We start from the raw sequence: 17,173 nt of genomic DNA on the forward strand, positions 1-17,173 counted from the left end.
AACATAAAGCAAAATATCGTGAGTACAGTGCTGATGCCCCAATCCCTGAATATGAAGGGGCATGTGGTTTAACCGTACATCTTTTAACTTGCCATCAGGTGAAAGTTACCACATCTTGCCTTGCTCCTGAGCTTCCTAATTATCCGATTAAAGAGCCTACTGATATGCAGGAGCCAGCGACATGCGAAAAATAAATATCAAGCTTGGCGTGCACTGTGTATTCCTAAAATTTATCCAATTAGCTGCATTTAGCAGCCTGATGATTTTAGTGGGCTGCGATCAGTCAAATACAGGTGAATCAAGTGCCGGAAATATAAGAGGATATAACCATGTCGCCAACCAACATGTTAATTGGTTCACCGTCAATGGCTATCGCGCAACGTTAGCAGGCAATACCTGTTGCGTGATGATTCCAAATAAGTGGCGTCTTGGGTTGATGGCTCATATTGAATGGGAAGTCGATCCTAATCCTCATGAAAAAATTCCACGATTGACAAAAGGGGTAGGTTTTGAGCCCAAAGCCCTGGCAGAGCATGAGGCCAAATATCGTCGGTACAGTGCTGATGTCCCAATTCCAGAATACGATGAAAGTGGAGGAATGAACGTACATTTCCTGCCCTGCCATCAGGTCAAGGTCAATGCTGGCATTGCCAGCTATGGTGCGGATACATACCCGATTAAAGAGCCCACTGATATGCAGGAGCCAGCGACATGCGAAAAATAAATATCAAGGTTGGCGCGCCCTATGTATTCCTAAAATTTATCCGATTAGCTGCATTTAGCAGCCTGATGATTTTAGTGGGCTGTGACCAATCTAACGCTGGAGAATCGAGCACCGGGAATATAAGAGGATATAACCATGTCGCCAACCAGAATGTTAATTGGTTCGCCGTCAATGGTTATCGCGCAACGTTAACAGGCAATACCTGCTGCGTGATGATTCCTAATAAGTGGCGTCCAGGACTAATGGCTCATATTGAGTGGGAAGTTGATCCTAATCCGCATGAAAAAATTCCCATGAGAAAAGAAGGGTTCGGATACGACCAAGAAGCTTATGCGCAACATAAAGCTAAATACCGCCATTACAGTACTGATGTTCTCATCCCTGAGTATGATAAAAGCGGCGGAATGAACGTACATTTTCTGCCCTGCCGTCAGGTCAAAGTTTATGCCGGGATAACCAGCTATGGTGCGGATACATACCCGATCAAAGAACCCACTGATATGCAGGAGCCAGCGACATGCGAAAAATAAATATCAAGGTTGGCGCGCCCTATGTATTCCTAAAATTTATCCGATTAGCTGCATTTAGCAGCCTGATGATTTTAGTGGGCTGTGACCAATCTAACGCTGGAGAATCGAGTGCCGGGAATATAAGAGGATATAACCATGTCGCCAACCAGAATGTTAATTGGTTCACCGTCAATGGTTATCGCGCAACGTTAACAGGCAATACCTGCTGCGTAATGATTCCGGATAAGTGGCGTCCCGGACTGATGGCTCATATTGAGTGGGAAATCGATCCTAATCCTGATGCTCGTTTGCCCCCTCTAGGAACAACGGCCTACAACAAGGCTTATGCTGAACATAAAGAAAAATATCGTCAGTACAGTGCTGATGTACCAATTCCAGAATACGATGAAAGTGGAGGAATTAACGTACATTTCCTGCCCTGCCGTCAGGTCAAAGTTTATGCAGGCATAGCCAGCTATGGTGCGGATACATACCCGATTAAAGAGCCCACTGATATGCCGGAGCCAGCGACATGCTAAAAATAAATATCAATGTTGGCGTGCCCTGTGCATTCCTAAAATTTATCCGATTAGCTGTATTTAGCAGCCTGATGATTTTAGTGGGCTGCGATCAGTCAAATGCAGGTGAATCAAGTGCCGGGAATCTGGGTGCAATAAACCATGTTGCTGGGCAAGATATTAATTGGTTCTCTGTGAATGGTTATCACGTACCCGGTACAGGTGGCGGCTATTGTTGCATTATGCTGCCAAATAAATGGCGTTCGGGATTGATGACTCATATTGAATGGGAAGTCGATCCTAATCCTCATGAAAAAATTCCACGATTGACAAAAGGGGTGGGTTTTGAGCCCAAAGCTTTGGCAGAGCATGAGGCCAAATATCGTCGGTACAGTGCTGATGTACCAATCCCTGAATATGAAGGAGCATGTGGTTTAACCGTACATCTTTTAACTTGCCATCAGGTGAAAGTTACCACATCTTGTCTTGCGCCTGAGCTTCCTAATTATCCGATTAAAGATCCCAGTGATATGCAGGAGCCAGCGACATGCGAAAAATAAACATCAAGGTTGACGTGCCCTGTGCGTTACTAAAGTTTATCCGATTAGCTGTAATTTGCAGCCTGGTGATTTTAGTGGGCTGCGATCAGTCAAATGCGGGTGAATCAAGTGCCGGGAATCTGGGTGCGATAAACCATGTTACTGGGCAAGATATTAATTGGATCTCTGTGAATGGTTATCGCGTACCCGGTACAGGTGGCGGCTATTGTTGCATTATGCTGCCAAATAAATGGCGTCCGGGACTGATGGCTCATATTGAATGGGAAGTCGATCCTAATCCTCATGAAAAAATCCCCATGAGAAAAGAAGGGTTCGGATACGACCAAGAAGCTTATGCTGAACATAAAGCAAAATATCGTCAGTACAGTGCTGATGTCACAATCCCTGAATATGAAGGAGCATGTGGTTTAACCGTACATCTTTTAACTTGTCATCAGGTGAAAGTTACCACATCTTGCCTTGCGCCTGAGCTTCCTAATTATCCGATTAAAGAGCCCATTGATATGCAGGAGCCAGCGACATGTCCCAAGTAAAAATCAGAGCAGCGGTATGGGCTCCTCCTCTTTTTCCTGACAATGGCCGTTTACCGACTTCTCAACAAGCGGTAATTGACAATTACCTTCTGCAGAAACAGGAAGAAGAACAATATTTAAATCAGTTTAATGTGCAGACTGAGCGACGCAATGGAGCCGGTTTCACCTGTTCGCAAAGTCTTCACATCAGTTTCTTTTTCGACGGCACAGGTAATAACGAAGATAATGATACCCATCATGCCAGCCCAACGCACCCGACCAATATCGCTAAGTTGTTTCATGCAACATATCCAGTCACTGCTGAAGATGATGGCTATTTCGCCTATTACATGCCTGGTGTTGGTACTGCGTTTCCAGAAATCGGGGAAATGAATTACAGCGGTGCTGGCCTGGCCTATGCGACCGGTGGTGAAGCCAGAATTAACTGGGCGCTACTGATGCTAGCTGATGCCGTTATGTATGCCTCAACTAAAGGCCAGAAACGTCTTTCTCCTGCTAAAGCTAAGAGCAAAATTTCACGGATGGCAGCTGACTGGCCTTTTGATAATCCCGAAAGCCGTAAAGCTGCTTTCTATTCATTTCTGAATAGTGAAATCCGCTCGAAGGTTGCGACGGGCAAACCGAAGTTACTTAAGATTAAACTCTTTATATATGGCTTCTCCCGAGGTGCAGCAGAAGCACGCACCTTTGTTAACTGGCTTACCGGACTGCTTGAAACGCCAAAAGGAGCTGATAAGCCAGAACAAGCCATACTTGGCATCCCGTTAAGCATTGAGTTTTTGGGCCTGCTGGATACCGTGCCTTCCGTGGGTATTGCCCACGTTGCACCATTAGTTGATGGGCATATGGGATGGGCGAATAACACCCAGTTGCTGCCTAGTGAAACACGTTTCCCCAATCTGATCAAATGCTGCCGCCATTTTGTTGCAGCGCATGAGCAGCGACTTTGCTTCCCTCTTGATTCCGTGTGCCGTCCGGGCGGTGGATACCCGCCAGCAACGCAGGAGGTTATCTATCCAGGCATGCATTCCGATATTGGCGGCGGTTATCCGCAAGGCGATCAAGGTAAAGGCCTTGCGGGCAAAGAAAGTGCTGATCCCAACTATCCAGGGAATCTGTTATCACAGATTATTTTGCACGATCTTTATGCTGCTGCTTTTTCTGCCGGAGCACCTTTGACCGTTCCTGAAGAATCAATTTCTGACGATTTACTTCAAAAAAAACCATCACGCGTAATGTCTTCAGATACTAATAAAGAATTTGCAGTCAGCATCTCATTGATACAGCGCTTCAATGCCTGGCGACAAACCATCCTGTCCGAAAAAGATTTAAATGATGAAACTGATATCGGCCAGCAATGCCTTGTGTCAGACGGATATACACCACATCTTCTGTCCCAATCACTCGATCACGCCGTTGCCGATCAGATTGGCCTGATCACCGCATGGCGTATTGGTCGTTATGCGAATAGCAGCTATGCCAGCCAGCCCTTTTATCTGGAAGCCAAGCAGCATTCGAAAGAAATGCTGACTCAGATTAAGAAAGCACATGATGAAAAGATTGAAAAAATTGAGTATTTACGCCGAGCGGCCAAACTGAATCCTGCTTTGAAAGGGGCTGATGGCATGTTGAATCAACCAGGTCCGCCCGACTTCGAACCGTTGATTGATAAACAGCAGTTGCAGGAAGCCGCTGACGAATTCAAAAGCGACTATCTGGGTAAAAGGCGGCCACAGAGCTGGAGCGAATTTACTCTCAATGAAATCCCGAAAGGCATTGTCTGGATGCTGAATACCGATGATGAAGCGCTCGCATACCGCGAGATTAAGCAGGATGGCGACGCGCTCTATCACCGCTTGTTCTCATCCAAACAGGGCACGGTGACAACGGATGCTAATATGGCGCTGGTGGTCGCGCTGTTCGATGACCAGATCCATGATTCTCGAGCCTGGTTTATGCATTATGCGCTTGGCACGCGTGAGCCATGGGGCAGCTATTTCTTCTACCGTTCCATTTATTACGGTAGCGAGAGCAATAAAGATCAGTATCTGTTCTCAATTAATCAACAACTCATTGGCGTCCCCGTAACGCAGGTTCGAGCGCCCTATCGCGTTAAAAACAATGCGCTGTATGCTCCCGGCACATCGAAGACAGACATACAGAATCTTCTCCCTGATAACCGGGTGGAAAAACCACTTCCATTCTGGACGATTATTGACAATGCAACTGGCAAGGCTGTTCCCCCTCAGGATGGTACTGCTGCACTGTTGCAACCCACTCGTGAACCAGGCGCATTAGTCACTCAGGCGAGTCAACAGATGGTGGCTGCGCAGCACCAGTCCATGATGACCTCTGCCCTCGACATCCTGAAATCATCAAGGGCGAAGGTGGTATGACGCTCAAGGCGGTGTGGAAAACCGGAAGCTGGACACCGGATCGACAACTTGCTGATGCCCCGGAGATGAGTCGCATCAGTGATGCACAGGTTGAGCTGATGGGATGTATCAGTGATGCCGAGATATTGATGAAGGAACAGGCAACTTTGGTTCCCTCACGTGAGGAATACTTTGCACAATGCTTGGTAATAGCTATCAGAGCAAGCCGGGCGGGATATATAGGCAATCTTCTGGACTATAAGGAATAAAGTAAATGAAAAAATGGACATTTAGCACGTTGAGCAAGCAGTTAATCTGCGCAATTTTGTTTGTGCAGCTAGTTGGATGCGGGACATTGTTGCGCGGCAAAAGTAATGAGAAGATCTATCGCGGAGTTGATACCGATATAAACAATACCACCAATGCATTCATGTGGTTATTTAGTGCCGGAGTTTTACCAGTTTTCTCAGTTATTTCGATGCCCTTTGATGCAGTAATCGATACACTTTTGTTACCTGTCGATCTAGCCATCAGCAATTCGCCTAAAGTTTATAAACAACCCTCGACAAATTATGTCCCAGTTTTTGCCGTCAATATGACGGGTCAACCAGACGTTGATTATGCTATTCGAAAAAAAAGCACTGGAGAAATACTTATTCAATCCCGAAGTAGTATTATTCCTCAGGCTGGTAGCGTATCGGGAAAACTTGATAAAGCATCTCTGATGACAAAGGATAATCCATCTATTCCCCCAGAACCTGTGACGATTAGCTGGGATGTTGGAACAAGGCTTCTACAAACAGAGTCGACGGATAGCAGTAACATCACTGAATCATATACTCCCGATGACTCTCTACTTAAAGCCGCAAGTGTCATCGCAATATTTTTTCCTTGTAATCGAGTCATGCTGGTTAATTATGATTCTGATTTTTATAACTACGATTTTATTCATAAAAAAGCCATACAGAATGTTTTCCAGCAATTACAGTCATTATCCGAACGTTCTCAGTGTTCTGCTTCTGGACAGATAACGCTAATGATGGAAGGAGCTTGGAAATGAAAAAGAAAACATCCAATTGCTTGAATAAAGGATTGTTTTTTATAGTTACTTCAATACTTTCAGGTTGCTCGCAGGCAAGCGGTGATGACGGCTATACAGCCGGAAACTTGAGCGGTATTAACCATATGGCTGACAGTGGTGTTAATGCCTTTTCAGTTAATGGTTATGGAGGGACGCTGACTGGTAATTCTTGCTGCATCATGCTTCCTGAAAAATGGACGCCAGAATTGAAAGCTCGGATTAAGTGGGAAGTTGATCCCAATCCAAATGAAACTATACCCATGAAGAAAAAGGGTTTTGGATATGAAGAAGAGGCTTATGCCCGCCATGCAGCCAAATACCAGCAACATAGTGCCATCGTTGATATTCCGCAGTATGGCAAGGAGCGCTGCGGCCTAACGGTGCATTTTCTGCCTTGTAATCAGGTGAAGGTAACAACAGCATGCTCTGGATACGGTACATCGGGCAACCCGATTAAAGAGCCTCTTAATATGAAGGAGCCTGCGACATGTCCCGTGAAATGAATTTAGCGCTGCCTTGTTTTGCACCACCACTGTTCCCTGACAGTGGTCGCTTGCCGATAAGCGAAGCGCAAGTTAATGCCAATTATAAAAAGCAGATTCGCGAAGAAATTGATTACCGGGCCAGTCTGGCTGAAGAAACCGGGAAGAAAGGCATCATCCCTTGCTGTAGAAGTCTACATATCAGCTTATTTTTCGATGGTACGGGAAATAATGAAGAGAACGATACGCGTGTTGCAAAGCCGCCTCATCCAACCAATATTGCTAAATTATTTCATGCTACATATGCCAAAACAGCAGAACCCGAAGGGTATTTCGCGTATTACATTCCGGGTGTTGGAACCCCCTTCCCTAAAATTGGTGAAATGGATTACAGCAATGATGGTCTGGCCTTCGCAGCGGGCGGAGAAGATCGGATTAACTGGGCTCTGCTGATGCTGGTGGATGCGCTTACTTACGCAACGACTAAAGGGGCTAAACGGCTTGACGATAGTGTGTCGAAAGGAATGCTGCCCAGTATGCAGGTTCGCGGAGCTTTTTCTGGGGAGGTGAATCGACGTAATGCGATTACCCCCTTGTTAAATGCCCTGGAAAGCCAGGCAGCGCAAACCCAACAGCCCCATCTTCTGGGTATTAAGTTGTTTATCTACGGATTTTCCCGTGGGGCTGCCGAGGCGAGAACTTTTGTTAACTGGTTAACCCAGATACCCGATCCCAAATTAAAAAACGAACATCTTAAACTTGCTGGTTTACCGATCAGCATTGAGTTTCTGGGGTTACTGGATACGGTGGCATCTGTTGGTGCTGCTCACATTTTGCCGGGGGCCGCAGGTCATATGGGCTGGGCGGATAATAGCCAACAATTACCTGATGAACGTAAATTCCCAGGATTGGTTAAGTGTTGTCGGCATTTTGTTGCTGCGCACGAACAGCGCTTATGTTTCCCTCTTGACTCCGTTCGTCGCCCTGATGGCAGTTACCCAGCGAACACTCAGGAGGTCATCTATCCTGGGATGCACTCCGACGTTGGTGGCGGTTATCCTCCTGGAGACCAGGGGAAATCATGTAACGGCACGGGTGAAATTTTATCGCAAATCGTTCTTCACGATTTGTATGCAACGGCTTTTGATGCAGGTGCCCCTTTAGCTATACCTTCCGAATTCATCACACCATTAATCAAAGATATTTCGCCTTCCAGAGTAATGCTACTTTCAAGTGTTCAAGAATTTACTGTAGATGAGCGATTGATTAAACGCTTTAACATCTGGCGTCAAACCCTGCTCAACACCACTCTGCAAGGCAGCGAGGAGACGGGAGATAATTCAGAAGGCTATCGCGCCTTTCAACTTTCCCAGACACTTGAAAGCGCACTGATCGATCAGATTGGCTGGATCACCGCATGGCGCATCGGCCGCTACGCTCACGGCAGTATGCTTCCTCAGGGCGCACAATTCGCCAACAGTTTCTTTAACCAGGCACCCCAGCTAACTCCTGAAGGACTAAAAAAAGAAGCGGAAGACCACAAAGCGGCAGTAGAAAAGCTTAAGTCACGGCGAGCAGAGGCTAAAAAGAGTCGCTTGCCGCTGGACGAAAGTTTGCAGGGTAAACCCGATCTTGATCCTACTAACGCACAATATCAGCTCCGCGAAGCTGCTCGTGAATTCCAGCACGATTATAAACTGTGGCGGCGAGACATCAATGGTGGCTGGATAGATAAGACCGCGCAGATCGTTCTGGATGTGATCCCCAAGCACGCCATCTTCCTGATCAACGGTGACGATGAAGACGCGGAATACGCGCAAATGAAAGCCGATGGCGATCGCCGTTATCCGCAATTGTTTATCGATAAGCTGGGCACCGGCATTCGTACTCAACCACGCGCTGACTTATTAGCCCTGTATGATGAACAAATTCACGATTCCCGCGCCTGGTTTATGCAAAGTGCGCTGGGGGGACGTGAACCCTGGGGCGGTTATTTCCGCTATCGCATGATTTATTGTGGCAACCAGACCAATAAAAACCTTCGCCTGATATCCGTCGAAGGCAAAGTCATCAATGCCGCGCCAACCTCGAATAACGTCATCTATTTTATCGAGCCGAAAACCGCTTATAACAACGTGACTTATAAAGTCAAAGATATGGCGAACGGTGTCGTTCAGACACTTACTCCACCAGAGGTAACGACCCAACCAGGTACCGCCGTTGCTCTGGCACGCACCAATGTGGTTAGCGAGCAGCATCAGGCCATGATGGCCTCTGCCGTCGATATGCTGAAATCATCGGGAGCGCGAGTGGTATGACGCTTAAAAAACTGGTGCGCGTTGGCGATACCCTGAAACCGCACGGCGGCGAAGTGCTTACCGGCAGTTATGATGCTTTTGGTAAACCAGTCGCTTGTGTGGACGACAAAGCGAAGTGTAACCAGCATGGCATGACCAGCATCATTCAGGGAGCATCCGGCAGCACGGTAAACGGTAAACCGGTAGCGCTGGATGGTCACAAATGCGCCTGCGGTTGCACGCTGGTTAGCTCGCTGCCGGATATGGATGTATGCGGATGAATCACCCTCCCGTCTGGCCTGACTATGCTGCAATTCCTGCTGTGCGCTGGCGACGCTGGTGGATCGCGTTACCTGTACTGCTATTTTTCTCGGCGATAGTAACGATTATGCTGTGGCCGGAAGGCAAGCCAACCCGTGTGCCGCTCTTCTGGTTTGGCGCATTAGTTCTGCCGCTTCTCTGCTGGTCGCTTGTCGTAGCACTGCGCTGGCTGGTGTGGCTGCAGGGTATGGATAACAGCGCAACGCATTATGCGGAAACCTCGCAGGCGACGGAGACGTGGTGGCGTAAGCGCAGTCAGGCGCTACAGGTTGAAGCCGTGCTGCTGGTGACGCCGGCCGGAGAGGATGTTGCCGAACATCTGGCGCTGCTATCCCGGCCTTCAGATGCACCGAAACCTGTGATGGACGCCAGTGGAAACGCGGCGCTTCGTTGCCCGCTGGTGCTGAATGGCATCGGCAATCGCCCGGCAATGCTCGCGGCGTATCTGGCTCACCGCCTGGTGGCGCATCTGCGTCAGACCAGCGAAACGCGTCTTTTCACGCACTTCTGCTGGCTGGGCGATGATGCTGGCCTGTCTCCCTTTCGTGAAACGTTGCGGCGTGAAGGCGTTGTTCTGCCTGACGAAACCCTCAGCTTCGAAGCACGTACTGGTACAGACAGCCTGATAAATCTTATCGCTGAATCACCTTCATCATTGTTGCTGTGTGCCGGAAGCGGTGAAGGTCAGCAGGCTGACATCAATATTACTGGCGAAGCCGCCTTTGCCTGGATCTGCTCTGCGCAGGGAACCGCCTTGCTGCACCGGTCAGAAAGCTGGCAACAGACTCAGGCTGGAATAGCCGCACAAGCAGTAATGCAACTCACCCTCTATGCCGGGCTGGCTGATGTGCCGGATCGGGTGATTGCTGCAGACACACCGGCTATGACAGCACTGATAGATGGCGGCTGGTCGGCGCTGGAGCATGTGCTTGCCGCATGGCTCGGCAATGCCGGAGAAGTCACGCCTTACACATTACGATCGCTGGCGCTGCTTTCAGCGCTAAACGGTCAATCCTGCGGCTGGATCGCCTCAGATATGGAATCTCAATACATTACAGGAGTTTGCGTTCCCCATGGAAACCTCCCTCACTAATCCCCGGCACTCGCTGTTCTGGCTGGTTTGTGGCTATCTCATTGCCATCACCTTGCTGGTGTTGATCGGCGCCGGGCTTTATTACTTTATTGGTCGCAGCCTTGATTTACCTGAAGCGCTGCCGAGCCAGATTGCCTTTTGGTCACTCATTGTCTGGCTGGCGATGGTGTGGTTCTGTCCGTTGTTTATTCTCGCCTGGCGGGGATTGGTGCGCCTCAACGCCCGCGAAGTGACTGGCGCAACGAGTTCCCGGAAACAGCGCCCAACTGATAATCAGCGGGTGCAGGACATCATCACGCAGATGCGTTACCAGTATCGATGGCGCTGGCGCAGCCGGGTGCGCATCCTGCTGGTGGTTGGCGATGAGCATCTGGTTGAGCAAAGCATTCCCGGCCTGACAACTCAGTACTGGCTGGAAGGACACAATACGTTGCTTATCTGGCACGGTAATCCACAGGATGAGCCCGTTCCCTCTGAGCTTAAAGCGCTGCGTAAAACTCGCCGACAACTGGCGGATGCCGTCATCTGGGTCGTGAGCGCAGAAGCGGAAATAGAGCAGGATTTGCTGGATACCACGGCGCGGCAGATGCAGAAACGCTATCGCTTGCTGGGCCAGGATATCCCGCTGTGGCTGTGGGAGGTTCATACCCCCTCGCAACCGGGTTCGCCCGAACAGGGTGTGGGCTTTATAATTGCGCCTGGTGAGTCGACAGAAGATTATCGCCACTCGCTAAACGCGCTGGAACATCAGTTGGTTGAGCGCGGTATGCAGCAAATCGATCATCAGCGTCAGCACAGTTTTCTGCTGGAACTGGCGCAGATGCTACGCAGTGGCGGCATCAATCGACTGACAAAAACATTGTCACAACTTGGCGAAGGCGCACGGGCGCTGCCGCTGGCAGGCGTCGTGCTCAGCCAGCCGCTGACTGCCGGAAGCGCTTCCCTGCGCCACGCCTGGCAACCCGGAAAAGCCTGGCGCGATCTACTGGCACAGCGCTGGCGCAAACCTGTCACCAATGGGGCGTCATGGCGAAAAACGGGACTGATGGTTTTCTCCTGCCTGCTGACAGCGTGGATGGCTTGCTTAGTTGTTGCCTGGATTGCCAATTATCGCCTGATTCAGACCGACCAGAAGCTCGCAGCCGCTGCCACGGATACCCGCCAGCCTCTGCGAGAGCAGCTTTTCGCGCTGCGGGAATTGCAGAAAGAGATCGAGCGGCTGCAATACCGGCAACGATATGGTGCGCCCTGGTATATGCGCTTTGGCCTCAGCCAGAACGATACATTACTCAACGCGCTATGGCCGCAGTGGCAAAAAGCAGCCATGCCGCTGTTGCGTGATGCCTCTGTGCAGCGCCTGACCACCCTGATGACCGGCTGGCGTAACCTGCCACCGGATAGCCCGCTGCGATCGGATGATGCTAAAAGCATGTATGACCTGCTGAAGGCGTATCTGATGCTGGCCCATCCTGACAAATCGGATCCGGCATTTTTCAGCAGCACGCTGATGAAGATCTGGCAGCTGCGCAGCGGCATTAATGATGCCAGCTGGCGCAATCAGGGCGGCGATATGCTGGCCTTTATGATGAGCAATCTGCCAGCGCATCCAGCGTCGCGAATCGAACCGGATATGCGGTTGGTCAGCAGCATGCGCTCGGCGCTGTTGCGCCAGATTGGGGCCAGCAATGCCGAATCCACCCGCTACCAGAAGCTGATTGAGCAGGTATCGCGCGACTATGCCGATATGACGCTCAGTGAGATGGTCAGTGGCACCGACAGCAGCATGCTGTTCACCACGGATGAAACCGTGCCCGGTGTATTCACGCGCAAGGCATGGGAAGAAGATGTTCAACCCGCCATTGAGCAAGCGGCTAAGATTCGGCGTGACGAAATTGATTGGGTACTGAGCGACAGCAAACCCACCCGCAACGATGATGTTTCCCCCGAAATGTTGCAGGCACGCCTGACAGAGCGCTATTTCTCTGATTACGCCGCAGCCTGGCTGAAGTTTCTCAACAGCCTGCAATGGCAGCGTGCTGAAAGCCTGTCGGAATCTATCGAACAGTTGTCGCTGCTGGCCGATGCACGCCAGTCGCCGCTGATCGCGCTAATCAATACCCTTAACGTTCAGGGCCGAACCGGGCAAACAGGCGGCAATCTGACCGATTCATTGGTAAGTTCGGCGAAGAATTTGCTCAGTAGCGATAAAACCAGTGCCATTAATCCATCGCAGATTGCCAAAGGGCCGATGGATGCCACCTTTGGCCCGCTGCTGTCACTAACCGATACGAATGCGGCAGCGAAAGAGAGCCTCAGCCTGCAAACCTTTCTGACCCGCATCACCCGCGTTCGCCTGCGCCTGCAGCAGGTGACTAACGCACCGGATCCCCAGGCCATGATGCAGTCGCTGGCGCTGACGGTGTTTCAGGGTAAAGCCGTCGATCTCACCGATACCCGCGATTATGGCAGCCTGATTGCCGCCAGCCTCGGCCAGGAATGGAGTGGCTTTGGTCAGGCGGTATTTGTAGAACCGATGGTGCAGGCCTGGGAACAGGTGTTAAGTCCAACGGCAGAAAGCATTAACAACCAGTGGCAGAACGATATTGTTACGCCCTGGAACAAAGCCTTTGCCGATCGCTATCCGTTCACCAACCGGCAGAGCGATGTCTCCTTGCCGCATCTGGCGCAGTTTATGCGCACCGACACCGGACGCGTTGCGCAGTTCGTCAATGGCCGTTTAGGCGGCCTGATACGTCTGGAAGGGGATCGTTGGATACCGGATGCGATGAACAGCCAGGGACTGACTTTTGATCCAGCCTTTCTGGCGGCACTTAACAAGCTGAGCCGCATCGCAAACGCGGTATTTGTCAGGGGCGATGTGGAGCTACATTTCCAGATGATGGCAAAACCTTCGCGTGGCGTAGTGGAATCTGAACTGACGATAGACAGGCAGAAGCTGCAATATTTCAATCAGGAAGAGAGCTGGCAGATGCTGAACTGGCCGGATAACCGCTGGCAGCCACAAACCATACTGACCTGGCGCAGCGCCAGTGCCGGAACCCGTATTTACGCCGATCATCCCGGAAGCTGGGGGCTGATCCGCCTGTTAGGTAAAGCTCGGATCACTGAGCTGGGTAGCAACATGTATCGCGTAGTCTGGCCGACGCCGGATGGCCTGTCGCTTAACTATCAGATACGCACGGAACTGGGTAACGGCCCGCTGGCGTTGCTCGATCTGCGCGGTTTCAGCCTGCCCGCAAGAATATTCGTTTCTGGTCCGACTAATGATGCTGCTTTGTCGGGAGGTGCAGAATGATCTCACGCCTCACCTATATCTTATTAATTTGCTTCACAGCCCTGCTGCTGAGCAGTTGCGGTGCGTGGCAAAAAACCAAACAGGGCACGGCAAGTGTGGCCAAAGCGATATTTTTTCGTCATGTGGAAACGTTACATCTGACCTTCACTGCTCGTGCCGCCATCAATCAGGATGATGCTCAACAATCGATGCCGCTGCGTCTGGTTGTGCTGCAGCTCTCAGACCGCCAAATCATCGATAACGCCGAATACAACAGCCTGCTGACGCAGCCAGACCTGGTGTTGAAAGAAACATTGGTCGCACAGCGACAGCTCAGCATTACGCCGGGGCAGAGCGTTAGCCTGGATATGCCAATGGAAAAGCAGGCGCAGTTCGTCGCGGTTCTGGGCCTGTTCCGCCAGCCTGACAGGGAGCGCGGCACATGGAAACGAGTACTGAGCCGCGAGGAGCTTGATCCGGACTCCCCGCGCACGATTGAAGTGAGGGATAACACCCTGAGCCTGTTACCGGAGCAGAAATGAAAGATCATGATTTTCTGAAGTATTTCGACAGCGAAATGCGTTATCTGAAGGAAGCGTCGCAGGAGTTTGCCGGACAATATCCGGAAGCGGGACGGCGATTGGGGTTGGACGGAATGTCTCTGAAGATGGATGAGTCGGTGGAACAGTTGTTCCAGGGCTTTTCACTGATGATGGCGCAGATGCGCCGCAAAATTGATGACGATATTCCGGAACTGACAGAGCCACTGCTCGGGCATCTGCTGCCGGTGGTGAATCGCACGCTGCCATCTATGTCAGTGGTAGAACTGACACCCGATGTGGTCGCTCAGGTACGTGATGAGGTGGTGCCGGAAGGCACTGCACTGCTGACACGCCCGATGGATATCTCTGGCCTGCGCTGCCCTTATCGCACCACTGATGTATTGAAATTACATCCATTGATGTTAGGCCATGTCGCCACATCGTTTCATCCTGACGGGCACCAGATGATCTCCCTGCGGTTTACACTCAGCCCTCAGGCCGATCCGAGCCAGATCGATCTCAGCGATATTCCGCTTTATATTCACGGGGATCGCCCTGTTCAGTCGCTGCTATACCATGTGCTCACCCGCCATCTGCGCAACATCACTGTTCGTCTGCCGCAGAGTGATAACCACGATCCGCAGCCATTTCATGGTGGCATTAGCGCCCGCTGGCAGCTGCACTGGCGGTCAGTCTGGCCTGAAAGCGATAGCCCGGCACTCTGCGGCGAAGTTCGTCCACTGCTGGAATACTTCAGTTTCCCGGCTCGCTACGCCTTCTTTACTCTTACTGGACTCGAAACGCTTCCTTTCAGTGAAAGCTGTCGGCAAGCAATTCTCGATATTCATCTCAGCCAGCCGCTTCCACGCGATATTTCGTTACCGGAAGACGCGCTGCGTATTCACTGCGTTCCGGTGATTAACCTGTTTACGTTGAACGCAGAACCGCTGAAGGTGAAACCTGCTGTGCTCGACTACCGTCTGCGCCCTCACCGACTGCGCGATCAGCATACTGAGATCTACAGCGTGGATGAGGTTGCCGCCAGCGAAACGCTGGATAAGCGGCGCTATGTGCCGTACCGACACTTCAGGCAAAAAGGCGGTATGTTGCAGCGCAAAGCGTCGTGGCCGGAGCGTTATTTTCATACGCGCATCTGGCGTGGCGTCAGTGGTCTCTATGAAACCCTGCTGATGCTAGGCGGGGATGCGAGTGAGGCGGATCGGGGAGAAGATGATGCTACGCTGTTTATGAACATTACCTGCACCAACGGTAACTATCCGCGCATGGCGCTGGAGAAATCGGTATTTGATGGAAGCGCGGTCACCGGCAATCTGGCGCTGCAGTGCAAAACCCGTCAGCCACCTTCCATGCCCTATTACCCGCCAACCAAACAGCTGTATCAGTGGCACCTGATGTCGCTACTGCACCCACGTGCTCTGAGCCAGATGATAAATGATGCTGCAAACCTCAGGGCCGTGCTGGCGTTATTCAACTGGAGCGATGACGAAAATAACCGCCGCCGCATCAGCGGTATCCGCCACGTTAGCTGGTGTCAGGACTATAACTCGTCGTATCACTGGCACGGCGTGCGCATCCGTGTGGCGCTTGATGAAACGCAGTTCAGCGGAATCGGTGATGCCCGCATGTTCTGCGAACTGCTGGAGCAGTTCCTGACGCAGTACGCCAGCGTGTTGCGCTTTACCCAGCTTACGGTATTACTGACCGCTTCGGGCACCGAATGGGCCTGGCCGGAGCGACGTATTGACAGGGTGCTGATGTGAGCATGGAAAACAAAAAAAACAGCCAGCCGCTGCCACCGTTCTGGCTTGACGATAAAGGCCGTGACCAGACGGCGCGGTTTAACTTTTATCGATTCTGCCAGTTGCTGGAGCAGACGACCGACAGCCGCCTCGGCACGGGCCGCACGCCGGAGGGTGATCCAGTGCGCTTTCGCCCCAACCCGCATCTGGGCTTTCCCGCCGGGGAGTTGAAACGCACGGAAACTTGTGCTGACAATCCGGATGCCGCGCCGACGGTCAGAACCAACTTCTTCGGCTTATACGGCGTAGATTCGCCACTGCCGACGAGCATCATTGACGATATCAATCAGGGCCGCGAAGGTGCAGATGCGATGGCAGCGTTTCTGGATATTTTTAATCATCGATTGATGACGCAGTTTTACCGCATCTGGCGCAAATATAGCTATCCGGCCACCTTTGAGCCGGGCGGAACCGATACGGTGTCGCAAAGTTTGATGGCCCTGACCGGCATCACCCATAGTGGCGATCAACCTTCATCACGCCTATTGGCAATACTGAAACCTCTGCTGCATACCACGCACACCGCTGAAGGTCTCGCTGCGGTGATCAACAGCCAGGCACCGCACACAAAAGTTGAAGTTTTCGCCCACCATCCAGTGACGATGCCGGTGGCAAAACGCGCCAGGCTCTCACTGCGTGGCGGCCTAACGCTCGATCAAAATCCAATACTGGGCGATGAAACTCGCGTGGCTGATTATTGTTCGCGGATCGAGCTTTCCACCGATGACCCCGAAGAAGCGAAAGGCTGGATGCCTGACGGGAAACTTCGCGAAGACGTGATGGCGCTGCTGCGCACCTATCTGGGCTGTGATTATGATTTGCGGTTCTGGCTGACTCTGCCTACCCGATTACTGCCAGTGCCCAGATTGGGTGATATGGGGCTTTATTGCGGGTACAACATAATGCTGGGGCTGCGTGAAGATAATCCGGATGAGATGCCTCAAAGGACCCGCATCAAAGTGGGGAGAATCAGGTCTTAGCACTTGCTTGATTGGGGTCTGAAGCGAGTAATAGGTGATATCT

17 protein-coding genes are annotated in these 17,173 nt (G+C 51.2%); all 17 read left to right on the forward strand.

Annotated features, from left to right (window positions below; all coding sequences use genetic code 11):
• The coding region (locus VH86_RS25500; protein ID WP_156150583.1) for a DUF3304 domain-containing protein at positions 1-194 on the forward strand (194 nt) is incomplete at its 5' end.
• Positions 182-724, forward strand: a complete 543-nt coding sequence (locus VH86_RS13125; RefSeq protein ID WP_082082854.1) for a DUF3304 domain-containing protein — start codon at positions 182-184, stop codon at positions 722-724. The genes VH86_RS25500 and VH86_RS13125, both read left to right, overlap by 13 nt.
• On the forward strand, positions 712-1,254 hold the full coding sequence (locus VH86_RS13130) for a DUF3304 domain-containing protein (protein WP_082082855.1): 543 nt from the start codon (positions 712-714) through the stop codon (positions 1,252-1,254). The genes VH86_RS13125 and VH86_RS13130 overlap by 13 nt, the downstream gene beginning before the upstream one ends.
• On the forward strand, positions 1,242-1,772 hold the full coding sequence (locus VH86_RS13135; RefSeq protein WP_082082856.1) for a DUF3304 domain-containing protein: 531 nt from the start codon (positions 1,242-1,244) through the stop codon (positions 1,770-1,772). Before VH86_RS13130 ends, VH86_RS13135 begins: the two co-directional genes overlap by 13 nt.
• Positions 1,766-2,311 (forward strand): DUF3304 domain-containing protein, encoded by a 546-nt coding sequence (locus tag VH86_RS25085; protein ID WP_156150584.1) that lies wholly within the window; start codon positions 1,766-1,768, stop codon positions 2,309-2,311. The genes VH86_RS13135 and VH86_RS25085 overlap by 7 nt, the downstream gene beginning before the upstream one ends.
• Complete coding sequence (locus VH86_RS13140; RefSeq protein WP_045833106.1) at positions 2,299-2,844, forward strand: DUF3304 domain-containing protein; 546 nt, start codon at positions 2,299-2,301, stop codon at positions 2,842-2,844. The genes VH86_RS25085 and VH86_RS13140 overlap by 13 nt, the downstream gene beginning before the upstream one ends.
• Positions 2,832-5,240, forward strand: a complete 2,409-nt coding sequence (locus tag VH86_RS13145) for a DUF2235 domain-containing protein (protein WP_045833107.1) — start codon at positions 2,832-2,834, stop codon at positions 5,238-5,240. Before VH86_RS13140 ends, VH86_RS13145 begins: the two co-directional genes overlap by 13 nt.
• Positions 5,237-5,488 carry a hypothetical protein gene (locus tag VH86_RS13150; protein WP_045833108.1) on the forward strand — a complete coding sequence of 84 codons (252 nt, stop codon included), beginning with the start codon at positions 5,237-5,239 and terminating at the stop codon, positions 5,486-5,488. Before VH86_RS13145 ends, VH86_RS13150 begins: the two co-directional genes overlap by 4 nt.
• Before the next feature lie 5 nt (positions 5,489-5,493).
• Positions 5,494-6,279: a YceK/YidQ family lipoprotein gene (locus VH86_RS13155; protein WP_045833109.1), complete on the forward strand. Its 786-nt coding sequence runs from the start codon at positions 5,494-5,496 to the stop codon at positions 6,277-6,279.
• Complete coding sequence (locus VH86_RS13160; RefSeq protein ID WP_045833110.1) at positions 6,276-6,803, forward strand: DUF3304 domain-containing protein; 528 nt, start codon at positions 6,276-6,278, stop codon at positions 6,801-6,803. Before VH86_RS13155 ends, VH86_RS13160 begins: the two co-directional genes overlap by 4 nt.
• On the forward strand, positions 6,788-9,100 hold the full coding sequence (locus VH86_RS13165; protein WP_045833111.1) for a DUF2235 domain-containing protein: 2,313 nt from the start codon (positions 6,788-6,790) through the stop codon (positions 9,098-9,100). Before VH86_RS13160 ends, VH86_RS13165 begins: the two co-directional genes overlap by 16 nt.
• Complete coding sequence (locus VH86_RS13170; protein ID WP_045833112.1) at positions 9,097-9,360, forward strand: PAAR domain-containing protein; 264 nt, start codon at positions 9,097-9,099, stop codon at positions 9,358-9,360. The genes VH86_RS13165 and VH86_RS13170 overlap by 4 nt, the downstream gene beginning before the upstream one ends.
• A complete protein-coding gene (locus VH86_RS13175; RefSeq protein ID WP_045833113.1) occupies positions 9,357-10,493 on the forward strand; it encodes a hypothetical protein in 1,137 nt (378 codons plus the stop codon). The genes VH86_RS13170 and VH86_RS13175 overlap by 4 nt, the downstream gene beginning before the upstream one ends.
• Complete coding sequence (locus VH86_RS13180) at positions 10,474-13,809, forward strand: ImcF-related family protein (protein WP_045833114.1); 3,336 nt, start codon at positions 10,474-10,476, stop codon at positions 13,807-13,809. Before VH86_RS13175 ends, VH86_RS13180 begins: the two co-directional genes overlap by 20 nt.
• Positions 13,806-14,330 carry a type VI secretion system lipoprotein TssJ gene (tssJ, locus tag VH86_RS13185; RefSeq protein ID WP_045833115.1) on the forward strand — a complete coding sequence of 175 codons (525 nt, stop codon included), beginning with the start codon at positions 13,806-13,808 and terminating at the stop codon, positions 14,328-14,330. Before VH86_RS13180 ends, tssJ begins: the two co-directional genes overlap by 4 nt.
• Complete coding sequence (gene tssF, locus VH86_RS13190) at positions 14,327-16,111, forward strand: type VI secretion system baseplate subunit TssF (RefSeq protein WP_045833116.1); 1,785 nt, start codon at positions 14,327-14,329, stop codon at positions 16,109-16,111. The genes tssJ and tssF overlap by 4 nt, the downstream gene beginning before the upstream one ends.
• A 2-nt stretch (positions 16,112-16,113) precedes the next feature.
• Positions 16,114-17,130 (forward strand): type VI secretion system baseplate subunit TssG, encoded by a 1,017-nt coding sequence (gene tssG / locus VH86_RS13195; protein WP_052696606.1) that lies wholly within the window; start codon positions 16,114-16,116, stop codon positions 17,128-17,130.
• The last annotated feature ends 43 nt before the right edge of the window (positions 17,131-17,173 follow it).

This window comes from Pantoea sp. BL1 (assembly GCF_000963985.1).
Lineage (GTDB): Bacteria > Pseudomonadota > Gammaproteobacteria > Enterobacterales > Enterobacteriaceae > Pantoea > Pantoea rwandensis_B.

Excerpts from the sequence above, each read along its gene's own strand:
- VH86_RS13125 (WP_082082854.1), top strand. The coding sequence starts at position 182 with ATGCGAAAAATAAATATCAAGCTTGGCGTGCACTGTGTATTCCTAAAA.
- VH86_RS13130 (WP_082082855.1), top strand. The coding sequence starts at position 712 with ATGCGAAAAATAAATATCAAGGTTGGCGCGCCCTATGTATTCCTAAAA.
- VH86_RS13135 (WP_082082856.1), top strand. The coding sequence starts at position 1,242 with ATGCGAAAAATAAATATCAAGGTTGGCGCGCCCTATGTATTCCTAAAA.
- VH86_RS25085 (WP_156150584.1), top strand. The coding sequence starts at position 1,766 with ATGCTAAAAATAAATATCAATGTTGGCGTGCCCTGTGCATTCCTAAAA.
- VH86_RS13140 (WP_045833106.1), top strand. The coding sequence starts at position 2,299 with ATGCGAAAAATAAACATCAAGGTTGACGTGCCCTGTGCGTTACTAAAG.
- VH86_RS13145 (WP_045833107.1), top strand. The coding sequence starts at position 2,832 with ATGTCCCAAGTAAAAATCAGAGCAGCGGTATGGGCTCCTCCTCTTTTT.
- VH86_RS13150 (WP_045833108.1), top strand. The coding sequence starts at position 5,237 with ATGACGCTCAAGGCGGTGTGGAAAACCGGAAGCTGGACACCGGATCGA.
- VH86_RS13155 (WP_045833109.1), top strand. The coding sequence starts at position 5,494 with ATGAAAAAATGGACATTTAGCACGTTGAGCAAGCAGTTAATCTGCGCA.
- VH86_RS13160 (WP_045833110.1), top strand. The coding sequence starts at position 6,276 with ATGAAAAAGAAAACATCCAATTGCTTGAATAAAGGATTGTTTTTTATA.
- VH86_RS13165 (WP_045833111.1), top strand. The coding sequence starts at position 6,788 with ATGTCCCGTGAAATGAATTTAGCGCTGCCTTGTTTTGCACCACCACTG.
- VH86_RS13170 (WP_045833112.1), top strand. The coding sequence starts at position 9,097 with ATGACGCTTAAAAAACTGGTGCGCGTTGGCGATACCCTGAAACCGCAC.
- VH86_RS13175 (WP_045833113.1), top strand. The coding sequence starts at position 9,357 with ATGAATCACCCTCCCGTCTGGCCTGACTATGCTGCAATTCCTGCTGTG.
- VH86_RS13180 (WP_045833114.1), top strand. The coding sequence starts at position 10,474 with ATGGAAACCTCCCTCACTAATCCCCGGCACTCGCTGTTCTGGCTGGTT.
- tssJ (WP_045833115.1), top strand. The coding sequence starts at position 13,806 with ATGATCTCACGCCTCACCTATATCTTATTAATTTGCTTCACAGCCCTG.
- tssF (WP_045833116.1), top strand. The coding sequence starts at position 14,327 with ATGAAAGATCATGATTTTCTGAAGTATTTCGACAGCGAAATGCGTTAT.
- tssG (WP_052696606.1), top strand. The coding sequence starts at position 16,114 with ATGGAAAACAAAAAAAACAGCCAGCCGCTGCCACCGTTCTGGCTTGAC.